The sequence below is a fragment of the Roseateles cavernae genome, from assembly GCF_040187885.1.
Taxonomy (GTDB): Bacteria; Pseudomonadota; Gammaproteobacteria; order Burkholderiales; family Burkholderiaceae_C; genus Roseateles_E; species Roseateles_E cavernae.
In genome coordinates this window covers 276,912-297,379 of sequence record NZ_JBDPLH010000003.1, presented here as the reverse complement: position 1 = coordinate 297,379, position 20,468 = coordinate 276,912, and the positions used below count along the sequence as shown (strand labels likewise).

Sequence of the window (20,468 nt, the reverse complement as noted above, 5' to 3'; positions counted from 1 at the left end):
GCTTCTCTAGAGAGCAAGGCACATTTTTTAAAAACATGCCGGGAGGGGCTTGCATTGTCTCCCAAAAGCTCGCTAGAATGGCGGGCTTGAGGCGCTTTAGCTCAGCCGGTTAGAGCGACGGAATCATAATCCGCAGGTCCGGGGTTCGAATCCCTGAAGCGCCACCAAAATAAGTGAACGGCCCGAGCAACCCTCGGGCCGTTTTGCTTTATCCGATCAACGCAGCCACTTGGACACATACCATGTACCGCTGTGCTCTTCTTGCCTTCGCGGCCAGCACCGTCTGCATCTCGGCCCAAGCCCAGGTGCACCGACCCTTTCCCGTGCAGGCGCTGCGCGGCGAGCTGGTGGTCTTGCAAACACCTCAGGTCAGCCTGAACGGCCAGCCCGCCCGCCTGGCGCCCGGCGCCCGTCTGCGCGGCGACACCCATCTGCTGCTGCAACCCGCCAGCGTCGCCGGCCAGAAGCTCATCGTGCACTACACGATCGAGCCCTCGTCGGGCATGTTGATGGACGTCTGGGTGCTGAACCCGGCCGAGCTGGCCAACAAGACCTGGCCCCGCACGCCGCAAGAAGCCGCGACCTGGGCCTTCGAGCCGGCCACGCAGACCTGGACCAAGCGCTGAGAGAGGCCGCCATGAGCGACACGAAGAAAGTATTCATCAAGACCTTCGGCTGCCAGATGAACGAGTACGACTCGGGCAAGATGGCCGATGTGCTGGGCGCGGCCCAGGGCTATGAAGAGACCAAGGACGTCGAGCAGGCCGATCTGATCCTGTTCAATACCTGCTCGGTGCGCGAGAAGGCGCAGGAGAAGGTGTTCAGCGACCTCGGCCGGGTCAAGCACCTGAAAGAGAAAGGGGTGCTGATCGGCGTCGGCGGCTGCGTCGCCTCGCAGGAAGGCGCGGCCATCATCGAGCGCGCGCCGTATGTGGATGTCGTGTTCGGCCCGCAGACCCTGCACCGCCTGCCGCAGATGCTGGACGCACGCCGCGAGCAGCGCCGCCCGCAGGTCGACATCAGCTTTCCCGAGATCGAGAAGTTCGACAATCTGCCGCCGGCCAAGGTCGAGGGCGCCAGCGCCTTTGTCTCCATCATGGAAGGCTGCTCCAAGTACTGCTCCTACTGCGTCGTGCCCTACACCCGCGGCGAGGAGGTCTCGCGCCCCTTCGAGGATGTGCTGACCGAGATCGCCGGCCTGGCCGACCAGGGTGTGATGGAGATCAATCTGCTGGGTCAGAACGTCAATGCCTATCGCGGCAAGATGGGCGACACGGCCGAGTACGCCGACCTGGCCCTGCTGCTCGAATACGCGGCCGAGATCCCCGGCATCCAGCGCCTGCGCTTCACGACCAGCCATCCGAACGAGTTCAGCCAGCGCCTGATCGAGGCCTATGCCAAAGTGCCGCAGCTCGTCAACCATCTGCACCTGCCGGTCCAGCATGGCAGCGACCGCATCCTGATGGCGATGAAGCGCGGCTACACCGCACTGGAGTTCAAGAGCACGATTCGCAAGCTGCGCGCGATCCGTCCGGACATCCGCATCGCCAGCGATTTCATCGTCGGCTTCCCCGGCGAGACCGAGGACGACCATGCCAAGCTGATGAAGCTGGTGCACGAGGTCGGCTTCGATGCCTCGTTCAGCTTCATCTTCAGCCCGCGCCCCGGCACGCCGGCCGCCGCGCTGGAGGACACGACGCCTTACGAGCTCAAGGTGCGCCGACTGCAGGAACTGCAGGCCGCCATCGAGGCCAACGCCGTCAGGATCAGCGAGACCATGGTCGGCTCGACCCAGCGCATTCTCGTGACCGGCAATGCCCGCAAGGACGCCAGCGAGCTGATGGGCCGCACCGAGTGCAACCGCATCGTCAACTTCAAGGGCGCGCCACGTTTGATGAACCAGCTGATCGATGTGAGCATCACCCAGGCCTTTGCGCATTCGCTGCGCGCCGAGGTCCTGATCACCGAGGACGCTAGCGCCTGATCAACGCTTGAGGCTGAGCCCCCATTGCGGCAGCGCAATGCAGACGATCATCAAGCCATAGCCCAGCATCTTGCCGTCACGGCCCAGCAGCAACAGGGCCGCGACCAGACCCAGGCAGCCGCCCAGCGCACCCCACAGCGCCAGGCGGCGCCAGGCCAGGGCCTTGAGTTCGCGACGCCACAGCAGCTTGAGCCCCAGCGCCATCAGGGCGGCGACAAACCAGGCGGGCGCGAGGAAGTTGCCCAGGTGCCATACGACGTCCAGCAGATTCATAAGCCTCGGCTTGCCAAAGAGTAGAGAAAAAGTAGCCTGGAATTGATGCGCATCAATCGCATGTGCGCCCCGCAACAGCCCCGCCGGGGCACAGCCGAACGCCGAATTTTATAATCCCGTTATGAGCGTGTTCGCCCTTGGTCTGAATCACAACTCCGCGCCGCTGGATCTGCGTGGACGTTTTGCGTTCTCGCTCGAACAACTGGCCCCCACCCTGCTGGGCTTCAAGGATCAGCTGCAGAGCGGGCAGGCGCGCAAGACCGCGGCCGGCCCCGAGGCCGCCCTGCTCTCCACCTGCAACCGTACCGAGCTCTATGTGGCCGGCAGTGCGGCCATGGTGCAGCCGGCCGTCGACTGGCTGGCCCGGGTCGGCGGTGTCGGCAGCAATGCGCTGCTGGACCATGCTTATGTGATGGAAGGCGGCGCCGCCGCGCGCCACGCCTTCCGCGTTGCCAGCGGGCTGGACTCGATGGTGCTGGGCGAGCCGCAAATCCTCGGCCAGCTCAAGCAGGCGGTGCGCGAGGCCGACCAGGCCGGCACCCTGGGCAGCACGCTGCACCAGCTTTTCCAGCGCAGCTTCTCGGTCGCCAAGGAGGTGCGCAGCTCGACCGAGATCGGCGCGCACTCGATCAGCATGGCGGCCGCCTCGGTGCGCCTGGCCTCGCAGCTGTTCGAGGACCTGAGCAAGATCAAGGTGCTGTTCGTCGGCGCCGGCGAGATGATCGAGCTGGTCGCCACCCATTTCGCCGCCAAGGCACCCAAGGCCATGGCCGTGGCCAACCGCACGCTGGAGCGCGGCGAGAAGCTGGCCGGCCATCTGAGCGCCGAGGCGATCCGGCTGGCCGATCTGCCGCAGCGTCTGCACGAATTCGATGCGGTGATTTCCTGCACCGCCTCCAGCCTGCCGCTGATCGGCCTGGGTGCCGTCGAGCGTGCGCTGAAGACCCGCAAGCACCGGCCGATGTTCATGATCGACCTGGCCGTGCCGCGCGATATCGAACCCGAGGTCGCGCAGCTGGACGATGTCTATCTCTACACGGTGGACGATCTCTCGACCCTGGTGCAAAGCGCCGGCGAGAAGCGCCAGGCCGCCGTTCAGCAGGCCGAGGCCATCATCGAGAGCGGCGTGCAGAGCTTTGTCCACTGGCTGGGCCAGCGCCACACGGTGCCGCTGATCCAGGCCCTGAACGCGCAGACCGACGAATGGCGCGCCCATGAGATCGCCCGGGCCCGCAAGCTGCTGGCGCGCGGCGAAGATGTCGACGCGGTGCTGGAAGCGCTGTCGCGCGGCCTGACCCAGAAGATGCTGCATGGCGCGCTGGCCGAGCTGCATGCCAGCGATGGCGAGCAGCGCGTGCAGCTGGCGCAGACCGTCTCGCGCCTGTTCCTGCGCAGCAGCCCAGGCGGCAGTTTCGACTCCGCTGCCGAGCATTAGCGGTACTGAAGCCCGCCCCGGCAGCCGCTGCCGGCCCTTCAGCTCCACCGCCATCGCCCCCCCATGAAAGACTCGCTGCGCCAGCAATTCGAACGCCTCGCCTATCGCCTGAGCGAGCTGGACACCATCCTGGCCGAGGGCTCGGTCGCCGCCGACATGAAGCGCTACCGTGCGCTGAGCAAGGAACAGTCCGAGGCATCGGCCCTGGTCGGCCACTATCGGCAGTACCAGCAGCGCGAAGCCGATCTGGCGACGGCGCGCGAGCTGCTGGCCGAGGCGGACATGGCGGAGATGGCACGCGAAGAAATCGCGGCGGCCGAGGCGGACATCGCCCGTCTGCACGAGACCCTGCAACTGGCCCTGCTGCCCAAGGACCCGGACGACGAGCGCCCGGCCTTCCTGGAAATCCGCGCCGGCACGGGCGGCGACGAGTCGGCCCTCTTTGCCGGCGATCTGGCCCGCATGTATCTGCGCTTTGCCGAGCGCCAGGGCTGGAAGACCGAGATCCTGTCGGCCAGCGACTCCGACCTGGGCGGCTACAAGGAACTGGTCGTGCGCATCGAGGGCGAGCAGGTCTATGGCCGGTTGAAGTTCGAGTCCGGCGGCCATCGCGTGCAGCGCGTGCCGGCCACCGAAAGCCAGGGCCGCATCCATACCAGCGCCTGCACCGTGGCGGTGATGCCCGAGCCCGACGAGGCCGAGGAGATCCAGCTGAACCCGGCCGAGCTGCGCATCGACACCTTCCGCGCCAGCGGCGCCGGCGGCCAGCACGTCAACAAGACCGACAGCGCGATCCGCATCACCCATCTGCCCACCGGCCTGGTGGCCGAGTGCCAGGACGACCGCAGCCAGCACCGCAACAAGGCCAAGGCCATGGCCGTGCTGGCCGCCCGGCTGCGCGACAAAGACAAGAACGAGCGCGCCGCCAAGGAGGCCGCCCAGCGCAAGAGCCTGATCGGCTCGGGCGACCGCAGCGACCGCATCCGCACCTACAACTTCCCGCAAGGCCGGCTGACCGACCACCGCATCAATCTGACGCTCTACAAGCTGGACGCCATCATGAACGGCGATCTGGACGACGTCTTCCAGGGCCTGCAAGCGGCTCAGGCGGCCGAGCAACTGGCCAGCCTGGAGGGCGGCCGGTGAGTCTCAGCGTGGCCGCCGCGCTGACCCGCGCGCGTGAGCGCGGACTGGATAGGCTCGAGGCGCAGTTGCTGCTCGCCGAGTTGCTGGACCGCGACCGCAGTTGGCTGATCACGCATGACGAGGACTTGCTGAGCGCGGAGCAGGCCTGCCGATTCGAGGACTGGCTGGCGCAGCGCCTGCAGGGTGTGCCGCTGGCCTATCTGAGCGGGCACAAGGAGTTCCATGGCCTGCGGCTGCGGGTCAATGCCGACACCCTGGTACCCCGGCCTGATACCGAGGTGCTGGTCGATTGGGCGCTGGAGCTGCTGCAGGCCGGCGCGCTGGCGCAGCCGGAGCTGGTCGATCTGGGCACCGGCAGCGGCGCGATCGCGCTGGCGCTCAAGCACCGACACCCGCAGGCCCGTGTCACGGCGGTCGATCTCAGCGCCGGCGCCTTGGCCGTCGCGCGCGCCAATGCCCAGGCCCTGGGCCTGGTGGTCGAGTTCCAGCAAGGCGACTGGTGGCAGCCGCTGGCCGGCCGCCGCTTCGACCTGATCGTCAGCAACCCACCCTATATCGCCGGCGCCGACCCGCATCTGCCGGCGCTGCGTCACGAACCGCTGAGCGCGCTGACGCCCGGTGGCGACGGTCTGTCGGCGCTGCTGGCCCTGATCACCGGTGCGCCCGGACATCTGCGGCCCGGTGCCTGGCTCCTGCTGGAGCATGGCTATGACCAGGCCGGGGCGGTCGGCCAGGCCTTGGCGGCCCGCGGTTTCGAGCGGATCGAGTGCCGCCGCGACCTCGGTGACCAGCCCCGGGTCAGCGGCGGGCGCTGGCCGGGCTGACGCTGTCCAAAAAGCCACATTTGCCGGCCCATAGCGCCTCAGTTCGGCCTGCAGACTTGCGCCGACCGGGTTAGCATCAGTTGCGCCTGGACCTCAGGCGCCAGCTTACGAGGAGGTCGCCATGAGTACCGTCGCCCATGTCCTTGCCGCGAACCCGCGCTGGCTGGTGCCATTGGCCCTGCTGCTGCTGGCCGGCGCATCCGCCCATGCTGAAGGCCTGAAGATCAAGGTCCCCGAGATCGCTTCCCTGCGGTGGCAGACCCGCGTCCAGCTGAGCCAGCTGGACAGCGTGAGCGGAAGCTCGCGGGTACTCAGCGCCAATTTGCTGGGCGACTACTACCTGACCGGATCGCTGCTGGGCCCCCACACCCAGGGCGGCCTGCGCGCCACCGGCGGCCTGCTGATGGGCTCGCCGACGCTGTCGCAAAGCAGCGGCGGCCTGGCGCTCGGGCACAGCTCGCTGGGCCTGGGGCAGAGCCTGGCTGTGGGCCAGCGCAGCGTCAGCCTGTTCGGCGGCGCGCTGCCGCCCGGCATCGATGCCGGCCATGCCCGCTCCTATCTGGGCATCGGCTACACCGGCCAGTCGCTGCGCGGTGGCTGGGGCTTCAGCGCCGATCTCGGGCTGACCAAGTCAAGTCCACGCGATGAGCTGCGCCTGGGCCGCAGTGTGCCGGGCTCGCAGAGCCTGGAAGACCTGCTGATGGACATGCGCTTCCGGCCCGTTCTGCAGCTGGGCCTGAGCTACAGCTACTGAGCAGCAAAGCCTCGGGCCGGCAAGCATCGCAGCCCTCGCCGATAATAGGCGGCATGCGCCGGCTCGGAGCCGGTGCGCTTTCCACCACTTCAGGCGAGACGATATGAGCGACGTACAGCAACGCATTGACGACTTGGTCAAGAACAACCGGGTCGTGCTGTTCATGAAGGGCACGGCACAGTTCCCGATGTGCGGCTTCTCGGGCCGTGCGATCCAGATCCTGAAGGCCTGCGGTGTCAGCGATCTGAAGACCTTCAATGTGCTGGAGGACGAGGGCGTGCGCCAGGGCATCAAGGACTACGCCAACTGGCCGACCATCCCGCAGCTCTACGTCAACGGCGAGTTCGTCGGCGGCTCGGACATCATGATGGAGATGTACCAGGCCGGCGAGCTGCAGCAGGTGCTGACGCCCGCACAATGATCGGACAGCGGCTGGTCGTCGGCATCACCGGCGCCACCGGTGCGGCCTACGGACTGCGACTGCTGCGCCGGGGCCGAGAGCTGGGCCTGGAGACGCATCTGATCATCACGCCGGCCGGCGTGCTCAATGTGCATCATGAGCTCGGGCTGGACCGCAAGGCGCTGGAGGCCGAGGCCTCCTTCTCCTATGCGCCGGCCGATGTCGGCGCCTGTGTGGCCAGCGGCAGCTTCGCCACGGCCGCCATGGTGATCGCCCCCTGCTCGATGAAGAGCCTGGCGGCCATCGCCCATGGCTTTGGCGACAATCTGCTGACGCGCGCGGCCGACGTGACGCTCAAGGAGCGCCGCCGCCTGATCCTGATGGTGCGCGAGACGCCCTTCAACCTGGCGCATCTGCGCAATATGACGGCCGTCACCGAGATGGGCGGCATCATCTTCCCGCCGCTGCCGGCCTTCTATCACCACCCGCAAAGCATCGAGGAATTGGTGAACGAAAGCGCCGAGCGGGTGCTGGAGCTGGCCGGCGTGGCCGGAGCCACGCCCAAGGCCTGGGCGGGGCTGAAGGCCTAGACTTCGCCGGGCATCAGCCAGCGCTTGCGGTTGCCGAACACCGCATCCGGGTATTCGGCCCGGCCACGGCTGCCGTTGTAGCGGCCCAGCGCCAGAAACAGATCGCCACGCTCGCGGTCCAGATAGTGGCGCAGGATCACACAGCCAAAGCGCAGATTGGTCTGCATATGGAAGAGCCGCGATGCCTGGCCATCGCCGATCAGGCGCGCCCAGAAGGGCATGATCTGCATATAGCCGCGCGCACCGGCCGAGCTGATCGCGTATTTGCGGAAGCCGCTCTCGACCTGCACCAGCCCCAGTACCAGGGCAGGATCCAGGCCCGCACGCTTGCTCTCGTACCACAGGGTCTCGAGAAACTCGATGCGGGTCAGGCTCTCCGAGAGCCGGCGCTTGAGCCGCTCGCTCATTTCGCCCAACCAGCGCAGATAGGCCAGCCGGTCTTCGACCCGCTCGAAACGGGGCTTGGGCGGCGCGCTGTTGGCGATGGCCGCCGACAGCGCCGAACGCACCGCATCGGCCAGCGGCTCCTCGACCTGAGCGCCCGCCAACACCCGCCCACCGGGCAGCGCCAGCAGCGCGCCCAGTAGCAGAGCGCGTCGATGCAGCCCGCTCAAAGCTTGAGCTTGCCCTTCAGATGGCCGAGCACCTCGCTCAGCGCCAGCTTCGTGGCCTCGGCATCGCGGCGGCCTTGGTATTCGACCTGCCCCTCCTTGAGCCCGCGATCCGACAGCACCACGCGGTGCGGCACGCCGACCAGCTCCCAGTCGGCAAACATCGCACCCGGGCGCTCGCCACGGTCGTCCAGCAGCACGTCGACACCCAGGGCCTGCAGCTCATCATGCAGCTGCGTCACGGCGGCCTTGACCTCTTCGCTGCGTTCCATTCCGATCGGGCAGAGCACGACGGTGAACGGGGCGATCGAATCCGGCCAGATGATGCCGCGTTCGTCATGGTTCTGCTCGATGGCCGCGCCCAGGATGCGGGTCACGCCGATGCCGTAGCAGCCCATCTCCATCGGCTTGGGCTTGCCGGTCTCGTCGAGGTAGTTGGCGTTCATCGCCAGCGAGTATTTGGTGCCCAGATAGAACACATGGCCGACCTCGATGCCGCGCTGGATGGCCAGCACACCCCGGCCATCCGGCGACGGGTCGCCGACCACGACATTGCGGATATCAGCCACCAGATCGGGCTCGGGCAGGTCGCGGCCCCAGTTGGCGCCGGTGTAGTGGAAGTCGGCCTCGTTGGCGCCGCAGACGAAGTCGGCCATATGGGCGACGGTGCGGTCGGCGACGATCTTGACCGGCTTCTTCATGCCGATCGGCCCCAGATAGCCGGGCTTGCAGCCGAAGTGCTCATCGATCTCCGCCACGGTGGCGAAACGGAAGCCGGCCTTCAAGCCTTCGAGCTTGCCGGCCTTGACCTCGTTCAGCTCATGATCGCCGCGCAGCAACAGCAGCCAGACGGTGGACTTCTTGATGTCGCCCTTGTCGTCCAGCTCATCGGTGGCCAGCACCAGGGACTTGACGGTCTGCGCCAGCGGCAAGGCCAGCAGCTCGGCCACGCCGGCGCAGGTGCTCTTGCCCGGCGTCGGCGTCTTGCTCAGCGACTGAGTGGCGGCGCCACGAGCGGCCAGCAAAGATACGGCCTCGGCCAGCTCGATATTGGCGGCAAAGTCGCTGGTCGGGCAGTAGACGATGGCGTCTTCGCCGGTATCGGCAATGACCTGGAACTCGTGCGACCGGTCGCCGCCGATGGCGCCGGTATCGGCCGCCACGGCACGGTACTGCAGGCCCAGGCGGTCGAAGATCTTGCAGTAGGCCGCGTACATGTTCTCGTAGCTGCGGCCGGCCGATTCGACGTCGCGGTCGAAGGAGTAGGCGTCCTTCATCGTGAACTCGCGGCCGCGCATGATGCCGAAGCGCGGCCGGCGCTCGTCGCGGAACTTGGTCTGGATGTGATAGAAGTTCTTCGGCAGCTGCTTGTAGCTGCGCAGCTCCTGACGGGCGATGTCGGTCACCACCTCTTCGCTGGTCGGCTGGATGATGAAGTCGCGCTCGTGGCGGTCCTTCACACGCAGCAGTTCAGGGCCCATCTTGTCGAAGCGGCCGGTCTCCTGCCATAGCTCGGCCGGCTGGACCACCGGCATCAGCAGCTCGACCGCGCCGGCGCGGTTCATCTCCTCGCGGATGATGCCCTCGACCTTGCGGATCACGCGCAGCCCCATCGGCATGTAGTTGTAGATGCCGGCACCGAGTCGCTTGATCATGCCGGCGCGCATCATCAGCTTGTGGCTGACGACCTCGGCATCGGCGGGCGCTTCTTTCAAGGTCGAGACAAAGAACTGGCTGGCTTTCATGGCAAGAGCGGGGCCTGGCCCGAGGCCAAGCAGAGTCAAAAGGTGTGAGGGTTAGCGAGGGTAATGCCCGGAGGGCGGCCCAATGCAATAATCGATCTAACTAAAGATTTGAGGTTGATTATGCTCGACCGTGAAGGCTTCCGGCCCAACGTCGGCATCATCCTGCTCAACCACAGGAATGAAGTGTTCTGGGGCAAGCGCATCCGCACCCATTCCTGGCAGTTCCCGCAAGGGGGCATCAAGCACGGTGAGACGCCTGAGCAGGCGATGTTTCGAGAGCTCCACGAGGAAGTGGGGCTGCTGCCCGACCATGTGCGCATCGTCGCGCGCACCCGCGACTGGCTGCGCTACGAGGTGCCCGAGCACTTCATCCGCCGCGATGCGCGCGGCCACTACCGAGGACAAAAGCAGATCTGGTTCCTGCTACAGCTGATGGGTCGCGACTGCGATATGAATCTGCGCGCCACCGACCATCCCGAGTTCGATGCCTGGCGCTGGAATGACTACTGGGTGCCGCTGGAAGCGGTGATCGAGTTCAAGCGCGGCGTCTACCAGATGGCGCTGACCGAGCTGGCCCGCTATCTGCCGCGCATCAACCACCACAACCGCTATCTGCGCGCCGGCATGCGGCCGCAGCATCGCGATTCGGGCACGGCCGCCCAGCCCGACCCTTGCGCCCCGCCGCCGGAGACCAGTACCGAGGGCGACTAAAGCGCCGGCCGGCCGCTGTCAGACCAGCACCAGATTGTCCCGGTGGATCAGCTCCGGCTCGGCCGCATAGCCGAGCAGGCGCTCGAACTCGCCGGAGGCCTTGCGCGCGATCAGGCGCGCCTCGGCGCTGGAGTAGTTGGTCAGGCCGCGGGCCAGTTCCAGCCCGGCCGGATCGCGCACCGCGATCACATCGCCCCGATGGAATTCGCCCTGCACCTCGACGACGCCGATGGGCAACAGGCTCTTGCCGGCCTCGCGCAGCTTGAGTGCCGCACCGGCATCCACCGTCACCGCACCGCGCATCTGCAGATGGTCCACCATCCACTGCTTGCGCGCCGCCAGCTTCGGCGTGCTGGCCAGCAGGGCCGTGCCTATGGCCTCACCCGCCGCCAGGCGCAGCAGCACATCGGGCTCGCGACCCCAGGCAATCACCGTGCTGGCACCACTGCCGGCCGCGCGCTTGGCGGCCAGGATCTTGGTGATCATGCCGCCGCGGCCCAGCGATGAGCCGGCGCCGCCGGCCATCAGCTCCAGCTCGGGCGTGCCGGCCACCGCCTCGTCGATGAAGCGGGCATTCGGGTCCTTGCGCGGGTCGGCCGAGTACAGGCCCTTCTGATCGGTCAGTATCACCAGCGCGTCGGCCTCGACCAGATTGGCCACCAGGGCGCCCAAGGTGTCGTTGTCACCGAACTTGATCTCGTCGTTGACGACGGTGTCGTTCTCGTTGATGACCGGCAGCACGCGGTGCTGCAGCAGGGTCAGCAGGGTCGAACGAGCGTTCAGGTAGCGCTCACGGTCGGCCAGGTCGGCATGCGTCAGCAAGACCTGGGCACTACCCATGCCCTGCTCGCGCAGCTTGGTCTCGTACATCTGGGCCAGGCCCATCTGACCGACGGCGGCCGCGGCCTGCAGTTCGTGGATTTCCTTGGGCCGGGTGGCCCAGCCCAGGCGCTTCATGCCTTCGGCGATCGCGCCGCTGGACACCATCACCAGTTCGCGCCCCTGGCCCGCCAGCGCGGCCAGTTGCCGGCACCAGTTGCCGATGGCTTCGGCGTCGACACCACGGCCCTCGTTGGTGACCAGGCTGGAGCCGACCTTGACGACGATGCGGCGCGCATCCTTCAGCGCATGGCCGCTCATGCCTGCTCCTGCTCGCCACCCTCCGCCGGTGTGAAGCGGATATCCGGCTCGACGATGACGCGCTGCTCGGCCGCCACATGGTCATAGATAGCATGGATCAAGGGCTGGCAGCCCTCGCGGGTCAGCGCCGAGATCTCGAACACCGGACCCTTCCACTTGTAGCGCTTGACGAAGTCCTTGACGCGCTTGGCACGCTCGTCTTCGGGCACCATATCCAGCTTGTTCAGCACCAGCCAGCGCGGCTTGTTGTAGAGCGATTCGTCGTACTTCTTCAACTCGTTGACGATGGCCTTGGCCTCAACGACCGGATCGACCTCGGGATCGAAAGGCGCCAGGTCGACCACATGCAGCAGCAGGCGGGTGCGCTGCAGATGCCGCAGGAACTGATGACCCAGGCCGGCACCTTCGGACGCGCCCTCGATCAGGCCGGGGATGTCGGCGACGACGAAACTCTTCTCCGGCGCGACGCGCACCACACCCAGGTTCGGGTGCAGGGTCGTGAAGGGGTAGTCGGCGATCTTCGGGCGGGCGTTGGAGACGGCCGTGATCAGCGTCGACTTGCCGGCATTCGGCTGCCCGAGCAGGCCGACATCGGCCAGCACGCGCAGTTCCAGCTTGAGCTTCTTGGCTTCACCGGGCCAGCCCGGCGTCTTCTGACGCGGTGCGCGATTGGTGCTGGTCTTGAAATGCAGATTGCCGAAGCCGCCGTCACCCCCCTTGGCCAGCAGCATCTTCTCGCCCGGCTCGATCAGCTCGGCGATGACCGTGTCGGTCTCGAGATCCTTGATGATGGTGCCGACCGGCATGCGCAGCACGATGTCATCGGCGGCCGCGCCATACTGATCGGAACCGCGGCCGGCCTCGCCGTTGCGGGCCTCGTGGCGGCGTGCGTAGCGGTAGTCGATCAGCGTGTTCAGATTGACATCGCCAACCGCCCAGACGCTGCCGCCGCGACCGCCATCACCGCCATCGGGTCCTCCGAATGGGATGAACTTCTCGCGGCGAAAGCTCGCACAACCGGCACCACCATTGCCGGCCACGATATCGATGGTGGCTTCGTCTACGAACTTCATATGCTTGTCTGCGCCTTTTGAGGGCTATGGTAAGGCAAGGTCTGTCGCGACCTCGCCCGCTGCCGCAGCCTCAAAAAGCAAAAGCCCCGGCGAGCCGGGGCTTCAGGTCGCTGGCGAACGGCTGCAGCGCTGCCGCCAGCGATACACGCGGTCAATCAGACCGGCGTGACGAACACCGTTTGACGGCTCTTCTCACCCTTGATGGCGAACGACACTTGGCCGTCGACCAGTGCGAACAGCGTGTGGTCCTTGCCGATACCGACATTGGTGCCGGGATGGAACTTGGTGCCGCGCTGACGCACGATGATGGAACCTGCCGAGATGGTCTGGCCGCCGAAGGCCTTCACACCCAACATCTTAGGTTTGGAGTCGCGGCCGTTCCGTGTGGAACCGCCGCCCTTTTTCTGTGCCATGGATTAGCTCCTTGAAACTGTTGGCGAAGAAGAATCGACTATCGATCAGCCATTCACCGCGCTGATTTCCAGCTCGGTGAAGTTCTGGCGATGGCCTTGACTCTTCTTGTAGTGCTTACGACGGCGCAGCTTGAAGATGCGCACTTTGTCGTGCCTACCGTGAGCCACAACCGTGGCAGTAATGCTTGCGCCAGCAACCAAGGGAGTACCGATCTTCAGGTCTGCGCCGTTACCGACAGCAAGAACCTGGTCAATCACAACCACTTGGCCAACATCCGCAGCAATCTGTTCTATCTTGATCTTTTCGCCAGCAGCAACTTTGTATTGCTTGCCACCGGTTTTTATGACCGCGTACATATCAGCCCTTTCAATAAAACCCACTTGCAAGCACCCGCCGAGCGAGTGCGCACAAGCATCAAACCCCGCACCGTCAACGGCGCAGAGCCCGCGAGTGTAGCATGCGCCGGGGAAAACACCAAGATCCGCCCACCAGCGCTGCCGCGAGCTCACACCGAAGCCCGGGCAAGCCCTGGCTGTTCCTATAATCCTAGCTTCGCCAAACAGAGAGCTGAGTGTGCACGCTGCGTCCGCCTCGTCCCCCTCCCCCGTCGCCGAGGTTCAAGCCAAACTGGACGCCGAAATGCGTGAGGTTGATGCCGTCATCGCGCAGCGACTGACCTCCGATGTCGCCCTGATCAATCAGATCGCCGGCTACATCGTGCATGCCGGCGGCAAGCGCATGCGGCCCAAGCTGGTCCTGCTGTTTGCCAACGCACTGGGCTTCGACAAGCGCGAGCGCTTTGAGATGGCAGCCGTGGTCGAGTTCATCCATACCGCCACGCTGCTGCATGACGATGTGGTCGACGAATCATCGCTGCGCCGTGGCAAGCAGACGGCCAATGCGCTGTTCGGCAACGCCGCCAGCGTGCTGGTGGGCGATTTCCTCTACTCGCGCGCCTTTCAGATGATGGTTTCGGTGAACCGCATGCGCGTGCTGGAGGTGTTGGCCGAAGCCACCAATGTGATCGCCGAAGGCGAGGTCTTGCAGCTGATGAATATGCATGACCCGGATATCGCGGTGGATCGCTATCTGCGCGTGATCCGCTACAAGACCGCCAAGCTGTTCGAGGCCAGCGCGAGACTTGGCGCCGTGCTGGCCCAAAGCACACCAGAGATCGAAGAGGCTTGCGCCGGCTATGGCCGGGCATTGGGCACCGCCTTCCAGCTGATCGACGATGTGCTCGACTACGAAGGCGACCCGAACGCGCTGGGCAAAAACGTCGGCGACGATCTGCGCGAGGGCAAACCGACGCTGCCGCTGCTGATCGCCATGGAGCGCTGCCAGCCGGCAGAACGCACCCTGATACGCCACGCCATCGAGCATGGCGAAGTCCAAGGCCTCAGCGACATCGTCAAGATCGTGCGCAGCACCGGCGCACTAGAAGCCACTCGCGAGGCCGCTCGTCACGAGGCCGAGCACGCACGCGAATGTTTAAATTTACTCCCCCCTTCAATTTGGCGCGAAGCTCTGCTAGAATTTTGTGCTCGGTCGGTTGACAGATCTTTTTAAGATTTTCCAGCAGATCGAATCTTGAACGCTTGAGCCCCTCAAGCAGAAGTTCAAAAAATCGGGGTGTAGCTTAGCCTGGTAGAGCGCTACGTTCGGGACGTAGAGGCCGGAGGTTCGAATCCTCTCACCCCGACCAGTTTTTCGTCGCTGCGCGCATCGCCAGCGCGGCGGATGATGAGGGCCGTGACGGCTCCTCCTAAATCTCCCACAGAGTCAATTGCCGCAAGCAGAGCGACGTCAGTACGTCTGCGGTGACGCTTGTACGCATCAGTTTGCCACCTCGCTCCCCGAAGCGTGAGCTTGCACACGACTGGGAGGCTTTTCCAGGCTTTCACTCGGTTTACAGTGTGAAATCCTTGCGAGAAGATGAGCTGCTGAGATGGCGGATCTTTCGACCCGCCCTGCAGCCCGTCAACACCAAAGCCCGTGGACACCACTCTGATCGAGCCGCCTCATTCCGCGCTGTCCGGCGTCGCGCGCGTGCTCGTGCACGCCGGCAAGCTGCCCGTCAAGACCGCCGAGGACCTGGCGCGCCAGGCGCGCGAGAAGAAGATCAGCTTTGTCTCTTCGGTGATGGCCGCCAATGCCGTCTCGCCGACGGATCTGGCCCATACGCTGTCGCTCGCCCTGGCCCTGCCGGTGCTGGATCTCAATGCGATGGATCCGCAGCGCATGCCCAGCAATGTGATCGACAACAAGCTGGCGCAGCAATACCAGGTCGTGGTGCTGGGGCGGCGCGGCAACCGGCTTTTCATCGGCGGCGCCGATCCGACCGATCAGGAAGTGGTCGAGAGGATCAAGTTCGCCACCCAGCTGGCACCCGAGTGGGTGATCGTCGAGTACGACAAACTCACCAAGCTGCTGCAGGGCTCGGCAGCCACGGCGGCGGAAACGCTGGACGCCATTGCCGGCGGCGACTTTGATTTCGATATCGCCGAAGAAGACAGCAGCGCGACGCAGGAATCGGCCGCCGACATTGCCGACGTGGAAGACGCGCCGGTCGTGCGCTTTCTGCAGAAGATGCTGGTCGACGCGATCAATATGCGGGCCTCGGATCTTCACTTCGAGCCCTATGAGTACCACTACCGGGTGCGTTTCCGGGTCGACGGTGAGCTGCGCGAGATCACCCAGCCACCGATCGCGATCAAGGACAAGCTGTCCTCCCGCATCAAGGTGATTTCTCGACTGGACATTGCGGAACGCCGGGTGCCGCAGGACGGCCGGATGAAACTCAAGTTCGGCGCCAAGTCGATCGACTTCCGCATCAGCACGCTGCCGACCCTGTTCGGCGAGAAGATCGTGATCCGGATTCTCGACTCGTCTTCGGCCAAGCTGGGCATCGAGGCCCTGGGCTACGAGAAGATCGAGAAAGACCGGCTGATGGCCTGCATTCAGCGCCCCTACGGCATGGTGCTGGTGACCGGCCCGACCGGCTCGGGCAAGACCGTCTCGCTCTACACCTGCCTGAACATCCTGAATCAGCCGGGCGTCAATATCTCGACGGTGGAAGATCCGGCCGAAATCAACCTGCCCGGCATCAACCAGGTCAATGTCAACGACAAGGCCGGCCTGACTTTTGCCGCCGCCCTGAAGTCCTTTCTGCGCCAGGACCCGGACATCATCATGGTCGGTGAGATCCGTGATCTGGAGACGGCCGATATCGCGATCAAGGCCGCGCAGACCGGCCATATGGTGATGTCGACACTGCACACCAATGACGCGCCGACCACGCTGACCCGGCTGCTGAATATGGGCGTAGCGCCTTTCAATATCGCCTCCAGCGTGCTGCTGATCACCGCGCAGCGTCTGGTGCGGCGGCTATGCGAGCACTGCAAGGCCCCGGCCGAATATCCGCGCGAAGCCTTGCTGCGTGGTGGTTTCGTTGAGGAAGACTTGGACGGCAGCTGGAAGCCCTATCGCGCCGTCGGTTGCTCCAGTTGCAACAACGGGTATCGGGGCCGGGTCGGCCTTTACCAAGTGATGCCCATCACGGAAGCGATTCAACGCATCATCCTGTCCGAGGGAACGTCGATGGACATTGCCGTCCAGGCCCAGGCGGAAGGCGTGCGCGATCTGCGCCAATCGGGACTGGTGAAGGTCCGCGCCGGTGTCACCACCTTGGAAGAGGTGTTGGCCGCCACCAATGAATGAAAAAAAGCAGTCCGCTTGCAAAGCGGCCCGCTGAACATCTCGAGGAGAAACCATGGCGACCAGCGCAATAGCCAAAAGCGTGAAGGACTTTGTCTTCGAGTGGGAGGGCAAGGACCGCAATGGCAAGACCGTGCGCGGCGAACTGCGCGCCGGCGGTGAAGCCATGGTCAGCGCGACCCTGCGCCGCCAGGGCATCCTGGTCAGCAAGGTCAAGAAGCGCCGGGCCAGCGGTGGCAAGTCCATCAAGCAAAAAGACCTCGCCGTCTTCACCCGGCAACTGGCCACGATGATGCGAGCCGGTGTGCCGCTGCTGCAATCTTTCGACATCGTCGCGCGCGGCAGCACCAACCCACGGTTGACCCGCTTGCTCAACGATATCCGCCAGGATGTCGAGACCGGCACCAGCCTGTCCTCGGCCTTCCGCAAGCACCCGATGTACTTCGACGCGCTGTACTGCAATCTGGTCGAGGCCGGTGAATCGGGCGGTATTCTGGAAGCCTTGCTGGACCGGCTGGCGATCTACCAGGAAAAGACCGTCGCACTCAAGAACAAGATCAAATCGGCCCTGACCTACCCGATCGCGGTGCTGACCGTGGCCTTCGTTGTCGTCGCGGTGATCATGATCTTCGTTGTGCCGGCCTTCAAGGACGTATTCCAGTCCTTCGGCGCCGACCTGCCGGCACCAACCCTGATGGTGATCGCGATGTCTGAGTTCTTTGTTTCCTATTGGTGGGCGATCTTCGGCGGCCTGGGTGGCGGCCTCTACTTCTTCCTGCAGTCCTGGAAACGCTCGGTGAAGATGCAGCACACCATGGACCGCCTGCTGCTGAAGATCCCGGTGTTCGGCGATCTGCTCTACAAGTCGGCGGTGGCGCGCTGGACCCGCACGCTGTCGACGATGTTCGCGGCCGGCGTGCCCCTGGTCGAGGCGCTCGACTCGGTCGGCGGCGCCTCCGGCAATGCGGTGTTCGCCGAGGCCACCGAGAAGATCCAGCGCGATGTGTCGACTGGCGCGGCCCTGACCACCTCGATGCAGGCCACCGGCATCTTCCCGACCATGGTGCTGCAGATGGCCTCGATCGGCGAAGAGTCCGGCTCGCTGGACCATATGCTGGCCAAGTCGGCCGAGTTCTACGAGGACGAGGTCGACGAGGCCGTCAAGGCCCTGTCCAGCCTGATGGAGCCATTCATCATCGTGATCCTCGGCGGCCTCATCGGCGGCATCGTCGTCGCGATGTACATGCCCATCTTCAAGCTCGGCCAGGTGGTCTGAGCAAGCCACTGCATGACACAAGAAATCGAATGGCTGTTGTCTCCCTACGGCCTGGGCATCCTGGGGCTGTGCATCGGCAGCTTTCTCAATGTGGTGGTGCATCGGCTGCCCTTGATGCTGGAGCGGCAATGGCTCGGCGATGCGGCGGCTCAGCTGTCGGACAGCCCAGACTTGCAGCGCTCCGGCCTGCCCAAGGCGCCCGCCGACAAGCTGGCGGCGGCCGCGCAAGACCTGGCCCTGCATCTGGACAAGCAGCCCAGGCTGGGCATCGCCACACCGCGCTCGCGCTGCCCCCAGTGCGGCCACCAGCTGGCCTGGCATGAGAACCTGCCGCTGATCGGCTGGCTGCGCCTCGGTGGCCGCTGCTCGGCCTGCAAGACCCCCATCTCGGCCCGCTATCCCATCATCGAGCTGCTGACCGGCCTGCTGTTCGCCGCCATCGGCTGGCGTTTCGGCGCCCAGCCTGTAAGCCTGATGTGGTGCGCGTTCGCGGCCTGCCTGCTGGCCCTGGCGGCAATCGACTGGGACACCACCCTGCTGCCCGATTCGCTGAACCAGCCCCTGCTGTGGGCCGGCCTGCTGGCCGCGCTGCTGGGCTGGACGATTGCGCTGGACCAGGCCCTGATCGGCGCCCTGGTCGGCTATCTCTCGCTCTGGTCGGTCTACTGGCTGTTCAAGCTGACGACCGGCAAGGAGGGCATGGGCTATGGCGACTTCAAGCTGCTGGCGGCGCTGGGTGCTTGGCTGGGTTGGCAGATGATTCTGCCCATCGTGCTGGGCGCCTCGGTGATCGGCGCCATCGTCGGCATCGCGATGAAGATGAGCAGCAGCCTGCGCGAAGGCCGCTATGTGCCCTTCGGTCCCTTCCTCGCCGGCGGCGGCCTGGTCGTGCTGTTTGCCGGCTCGGAGCGGGTGCTCGGTTGGCTGGGCTGGGCCTGATGGCCTTGCGGGTCGGCCTGACCGGCGGCATCGGCAGCGGCAAGAGCACGGTCGCAGGCTTTTTGCGCGAGGCCGGCGCGGCCTTGATCGACACCGATGCAATCTCACGACAGCTGACGGCCGCCGGCGGGGCCGCGATGCCGGCGATCACCGCCGCCTTCGGCGTCCAGGCCTTGACGGCGGAGGGCGCGCTGAACCGGGCCCATATGCGCGAGCTGGCCTTTGCCGACCCTGAGGCGCTGCGCCGCCTCGAGGCCATCATGCACCCGATGATAGGCGCCGAGACCCGGACCCAGGCGGAGGCGGCGAGCAGCGACCTGCTGGTATTCGATGTGCCGCTGCTGGTCGAGTCGGGGCGCTGGCGCTCGCAGGTGCTGCGTGTGCTGCTGGTCGACTGTGACGAGGCCAGTCAGATCGCGCGGGTCACACAGCGCTCGGGGTGGACCGTGGCTGCGGTGGAAGCGGTGCTTAGGCAGCAAGCCAGCCGTGCGCAGCGGCGTGCAGCGGCCGATGCGGTGATCCACAACGAAGGGCTGGATCTGGCCGGCTTGCGCGAGCAAGTCCTGACCCTTGCGGCTCATTGGCGCAGCGTCGCCAGCGTATGAAACAATAGCGTCCACCGGCGCGCAATCGGCGCCCGGCTTGCCTCCCACGCTGACAGACGAGGAATGGCCCCCTTGGTTCTCTACGAATACCCGTTCAACGAAAGCATCCGCACGATGCTGCGTCTCGAACACCTGTTCGACCGCCTGGGACAGCTGATCCCGCGCGAGACGCCGCTGGACCATCATTTCGCCCTGGTGACGATTTTCGAGATCATGGATGTCGCCTCGCGCGCCGATCTGAAATCCGACCTGCTGAAGGAGCTCGAGCGCCACAAGGCCCAGCTCAACAGCTACCGCGGCAATCCGGCCATCGCCGAGGACGCGCTCAACGAGGTGGTTGCACGCATCGACCATGCCTACAGCGGCCTGAACCAGCTGGTCGGCAAGGCGGGCCATGTGCTGACGACCAATGACTGGCTGATGAGCATACGCAGCCGCATCAGCATCCCCGGTGGCACCTGCGAATTCGATCTGCCGGCCTACTACACCTGGCAGCAATTCCTGCCGGCGCGCCGCCGCAACGACCTGATGCAGTGGACCCAGTCGCTGATGCCGCTGGCTGAGGGCCTGCAGGTGCTGCTTGGCCTGCTGCGCGACTCGGGCGCGCCGCACAAGGTCGCGGCCCAGGCCGGCCAGTTCCAGCAAAGCCTGGCCGCCGGCCGGGTCTACCAGTTGCTGCGCATGAAGCTGGACCCCAGCCTGGGGCTGATCCCCGAGATCAGCGGCCACCGCCTGATGATCAATATCCGCCTGATGCGGCAGGACGAGGAAGGCCGGCTCAAGCTGGCCCCGCAAGACGCCAGCTTCGAGCTGACGCTGTGTGCCTGAATT

Annotated in this window: 22 protein-coding genes and 2 tRNA genes; 17 read left to right on the top strand and 7 right to left on the bottom strand. The window is 65.4% G+C overall.

Annotation, left to right across the window (positions count from 1 at the left end):
* Window positions 1-90 precede the first annotated feature (90 nt).
* The 3 genes from ABGI63_RS12035 (at window position 91) to miaB (ending at window position 1,984) form a co-directional block, all read left to right on the top strand.
* Window positions 91-167 (top strand) — tRNA-Met (locus ABGI63_RS12035).
* Between the two features lie 75 nt (window positions 168-242).
* Complete coding sequence (locus ABGI63_RS12030) at window positions 243-626, top strand: hypothetical protein (RefSeq protein ID WP_349742639.1); 384 nt, start codon at window positions 243-245, stop codon at window positions 624-626.
* A gap of 11 nt (window positions 627-637) precedes the next feature.
* The gene (gene miaB, locus ABGI63_RS12025) at window positions 638-1,984 is read left to right on the top strand and encodes a tRNA (N6-isopentenyl adenosine(37)-C2)-methylthiotransferase MiaB (RefSeq protein ID WP_349742638.1); all 1,347 of its coding nucleotides are present in this window, start codon (window positions 638-640) and stop codon (window positions 1,982-1,984) included.
* On the opposite strand, the gene ABGI63_RS12020 is transcribed toward miaB, so the two are convergent.
* The gene (locus ABGI63_RS12020; protein WP_349742637.1) at window positions 1,985-2,257 is read right to left on the bottom strand and encodes a hypothetical protein; all 273 of its coding nucleotides are present in this window, start codon (window positions 2,255-2,257) and stop codon (window positions 1,985-1,987) included.
* Between the two features lie 121 nt (window positions 2,258-2,378).
* On the opposite strand from ABGI63_RS12020, the gene hemA reads away from it, so the two are divergent.
* The 6 genes from hemA (at window position 2,379) to ABGI63_RS11990 (ending at window position 7,406) form a co-directional block, all read left to right on the top strand.
* Complete coding sequence (hemA, locus tag ABGI63_RS12015; protein WP_349742636.1) at window positions 2,379-3,692, top strand: glutamyl-tRNA reductase; 1,314 nt, start codon at window positions 2,379-2,381, stop codon at window positions 3,690-3,692.
* A 63-nt stretch (window positions 3,693-3,755) separates the two neighbouring features.
* Window positions 3,756-4,838 carry a peptide chain release factor 1 gene (gene prfA / locus ABGI63_RS12010; RefSeq protein WP_349742635.1) on the top strand — a complete coding sequence of 361 codons (1,083 nt, stop codon included), beginning with the start codon at window positions 3,756-3,758 and terminating at the stop codon, window positions 4,836-4,838.
* The gene (prmC, locus tag ABGI63_RS12005; protein WP_349742634.1) at window positions 4,835-5,662 is read left to right on the top strand and encodes a peptide chain release factor N(5)-glutamine methyltransferase; all 828 of its coding nucleotides are present in this window, start codon (window positions 4,835-4,837) and stop codon (window positions 5,660-5,662) included. Before prfA ends, prmC begins: the two co-directional genes overlap by 4 nt.
* 121 nt (window positions 5,663-5,783) lie before the next feature.
* Window positions 5,784-6,416, top strand: a complete 633-nt coding sequence (locus tag ABGI63_RS12000) for a hypothetical protein (RefSeq protein ID WP_349742633.1) — start codon at window positions 5,784-5,786, stop codon at window positions 6,414-6,416.
* Window positions 6,417-6,519: 103 nt separating this feature from the next.
* Entirely contained in the window at window positions 6,520-6,837 is a 318-nt protein-coding gene (gene grxD, locus ABGI63_RS11995) for a Grx4 family monothiol glutaredoxin (protein WP_349742632.1), read from the top strand.
* A complete protein-coding gene (locus tag ABGI63_RS11990; RefSeq protein ID WP_349742631.1) occupies window positions 6,834-7,406 on the top strand; it encodes a UbiX family flavin prenyltransferase in 573 nt (190 codons plus the stop codon). Before grxD ends, ABGI63_RS11990 begins: the two co-directional genes overlap by 4 nt.
* On the opposite strand, the gene ABGI63_RS11985 is transcribed toward ABGI63_RS11990, so the two are convergent.
* Together ABGI63_RS11985 and ABGI63_RS11980 are read right to left on the bottom strand one after the other, a co-directional pair.
* The gene (locus ABGI63_RS11985) at window positions 7,403-8,011 is read right to left on the bottom strand and encodes a lytic transglycosylase domain-containing protein (protein WP_349742895.1); all 609 of its coding nucleotides are present in this window, start codon (window positions 8,009-8,011) and stop codon (window positions 7,403-7,405) included. The genes ABGI63_RS11990 and ABGI63_RS11985 overlap by 4 nt on opposite strands.
* Window positions 8,012-8,016: 5 nt before the next feature.
* Entirely contained in the window at window positions 8,017-9,762 is a 1,746-nt protein-coding gene (locus ABGI63_RS11980; RefSeq protein WP_349742630.1) for a proline--tRNA ligase, read from the bottom strand.
* A 120-nt stretch (window positions 9,763-9,882) separates the two neighbouring features.
* Between ABGI63_RS11980 and ABGI63_RS11975 the strand changes: the two genes are divergently transcribed.
* Window positions 9,883-10,473 carry an RNA pyrophosphohydrolase gene (locus tag ABGI63_RS11975; RefSeq protein WP_349742629.1) on the top strand — a complete coding sequence of 197 codons (591 nt, stop codon included), beginning with the start codon at window positions 9,883-9,885 and terminating at the stop codon, window positions 10,471-10,473.
* Window positions 10,474-10,491: 18 nt separating this feature from the next.
* On the opposite strand, the gene proB is transcribed toward ABGI63_RS11975, so the two are convergent.
* From proB to rplU, 4 genes are all read right to left on the bottom strand, one after another.
* The gene (proB, locus tag ABGI63_RS11970; RefSeq protein ID WP_349742628.1) at window positions 10,492-11,613 is read right to left on the bottom strand and encodes a glutamate 5-kinase; all 1,122 of its coding nucleotides are present in this window, start codon (window positions 11,611-11,613) and stop codon (window positions 10,492-10,494) included.
* Window positions 11,610-12,686, bottom strand: a complete 1,077-nt coding sequence (gene obgE / locus ABGI63_RS11965) for a GTPase ObgE (protein ID WP_137941552.1) — start codon at window positions 12,684-12,686, stop codon at window positions 11,610-11,612. The genes proB and obgE overlap by 4 nt, the downstream gene beginning before the upstream one ends.
* Window positions 12,687-12,841: 155 nt before the next feature.
* Entirely contained in the window at window positions 12,842-13,099 is a 258-nt protein-coding gene (gene rpmA / locus ABGI63_RS11960; protein WP_124447444.1) for a 50S ribosomal protein L27, read from the bottom strand.
* 45 nt (window positions 13,100-13,144) lie between these two features.
* Window positions 13,145-13,456 carry a 50S ribosomal protein L21 gene (gene rplU, locus ABGI63_RS11955; protein ID WP_349742894.1) on the bottom strand — a complete coding sequence of 104 codons (312 nt, stop codon included), beginning with the start codon at window positions 13,454-13,456 and terminating at the stop codon, window positions 13,145-13,147.
* 283 nt (window positions 13,457-13,739) lie between these two features.
* Here rplU and ABGI63_RS11950 point away from each other — a divergent pair, with 283 nt between their 5' ends.
* The 7 genes from ABGI63_RS11950 (at window position 13,740) to zapD (ending at window position 20,465) form a co-directional block, all read left to right on the top strand.
* A complete protein-coding gene (locus tag ABGI63_RS11950) occupies window positions 13,740-14,669 on the top strand; it encodes a polyprenyl synthetase family protein (protein ID WP_349742627.1) in 930 nt (309 codons plus the stop codon).
* Between the two features lie 59 nt (window positions 14,670-14,728).
* Window positions 14,729-14,805 (top strand) — tRNA-Pro (locus ABGI63_RS11945).
* Between the two features lie 290 nt (window positions 14,806-15,095).
* Window positions 15,096-16,820 (top strand): type IV-A pilus assembly ATPase PilB, encoded by a 1,725-nt coding sequence (pilB, locus tag ABGI63_RS11940; protein WP_349742626.1) that lies wholly within the window; start codon window positions 15,096-15,098, stop codon window positions 16,818-16,820.
* Between the two features lie 52 nt (window positions 16,821-16,872).
* A complete protein-coding gene (locus ABGI63_RS11935; protein ID WP_349742625.1) occupies window positions 16,873-18,093 on the top strand; it encodes a type II secretion system F family protein in 1,221 nt (406 codons plus the stop codon).
* A 12-nt stretch (window positions 18,094-18,105) separates the two neighbouring features.
* Window positions 18,106-19,032: a prepilin peptidase gene (locus ABGI63_RS11930; RefSeq protein ID WP_349742624.1), complete on the top strand. Its 927-nt coding sequence runs from the start codon at window positions 18,106-18,108 to the stop codon at window positions 19,030-19,032.
* Window positions 19,032-19,637 (top strand): dephospho-CoA kinase, encoded by a 606-nt coding sequence (gene coaE / locus ABGI63_RS11925; RefSeq protein WP_349742623.1) that lies wholly within the window; start codon window positions 19,032-19,034, stop codon window positions 19,635-19,637. Before ABGI63_RS11930 ends, coaE begins: the two co-directional genes overlap by 1 nt.
* Window positions 19,638-19,709: 72 nt before the next feature.
* Entirely contained in the window at window positions 19,710-20,465 is a 756-nt protein-coding gene (zapD, locus tag ABGI63_RS11920) for a cell division protein ZapD (protein ID WP_137941653.1), read from the top strand.
* The last annotated feature ends 3 nt before the right edge of the window (window positions 20,466-20,468 follow it).

Bases quoted from the DNA above. Each gene is read 5' to 3' on its own strand.
- ABGI63_RS12030 (WP_349742639.1), top strand. From the start codon at position 243: ATGTACCGCTGTGCTCTTCTTGCCTTCGCGGCCAGCACCGTCTGCATC.
- miaB (WP_349742638.1), top strand. From the start codon at position 638: ATGAGCGACACGAAGAAAGTATTCATCAAGACCTTCGGCTGCCAGATG.
- ABGI63_RS12020 (WP_349742637.1), bottom strand. From the start codon at position 2,257: ATGAATCTGCTGGACGTCGTATGGCACCTGGGCAACTTCCTCGCGCCC.
- hemA (WP_349742636.1), top strand. From the start codon at position 2,379: ATGAGCGTGTTCGCCCTTGGTCTGAATCACAACTCCGCGCCGCTGGAT.
- prfA (WP_349742635.1), top strand. From the start codon at position 3,756: ATGAAAGACTCGCTGCGCCAGCAATTCGAACGCCTCGCCTATCGCCTG.
- ABGI63_RS12000 (WP_349742633.1), top strand. From the start codon at position 5,784: ATGAGTACCGTCGCCCATGTCCTTGCCGCGAACCCGCGCTGGCTGGTG.
- grxD (WP_349742632.1), top strand. From the start codon at position 6,520: ATGAGCGACGTACAGCAACGCATTGACGACTTGGTCAAGAACAACCGG.
- ABGI63_RS11990 (WP_349742631.1), top strand. From the start codon at position 6,834: ATGATCGGACAGCGGCTGGTCGTCGGCATCACCGGCGCCACCGGTGCG.
- ABGI63_RS11980 (WP_349742630.1), bottom strand. From the start codon at position 9,762: ATGAAAGCCAGCCAGTTCTTTGTCTCGACCTTGAAAGAAGCGCCCGCC.
- ABGI63_RS11975 (WP_349742629.1), top strand. From the start codon at position 9,883: ATGCTCGACCGTGAAGGCTTCCGGCCCAACGTCGGCATCATCCTGCTC.
- proB (WP_349742628.1), bottom strand. From the start codon at position 11,613: ATGAGCGGCCATGCGCTGAAGGATGCGCGCCGCATCGTCGTCAAGGTC.
- obgE (WP_137941552.1), bottom strand. From the start codon at position 12,686: ATGAAGTTCGTAGACGAAGCCACCATCGATATCGTGGCCGGCAATGGT.
- rpmA (WP_124447444.1), bottom strand. From the start codon at position 13,099: ATGGCACAGAAAAAGGGCGGCGGTTCCACACGGAACGGCCGCGACTCC.
- rplU (WP_349742894.1), bottom strand. From the start codon at position 13,456: ATGTACGCGGTCATAAAAACCGGTGGCAAGCAATACAAAGTTGCTGCT.
- ABGI63_RS11950 (WP_349742627.1), top strand. From the start codon at position 13,740: ATGCGTGAGGTTGATGCCGTCATCGCGCAGCGACTGACCTCCGATGTC.
- ABGI63_RS11935 (WP_349742625.1), top strand. From the start codon at position 16,873: ATGGCGACCAGCGCAATAGCCAAAAGCGTGAAGGACTTTGTCTTCGAG.
- ABGI63_RS11930 (WP_349742624.1), top strand. From the start codon at position 18,106: ATGACACAAGAAATCGAATGGCTGTTGTCTCCCTACGGCCTGGGCATC.
- coaE (WP_349742623.1), top strand. From the start codon at position 19,032: ATGGCCTTGCGGGTCGGCCTGACCGGCGGCATCGGCAGCGGCAAGAGC.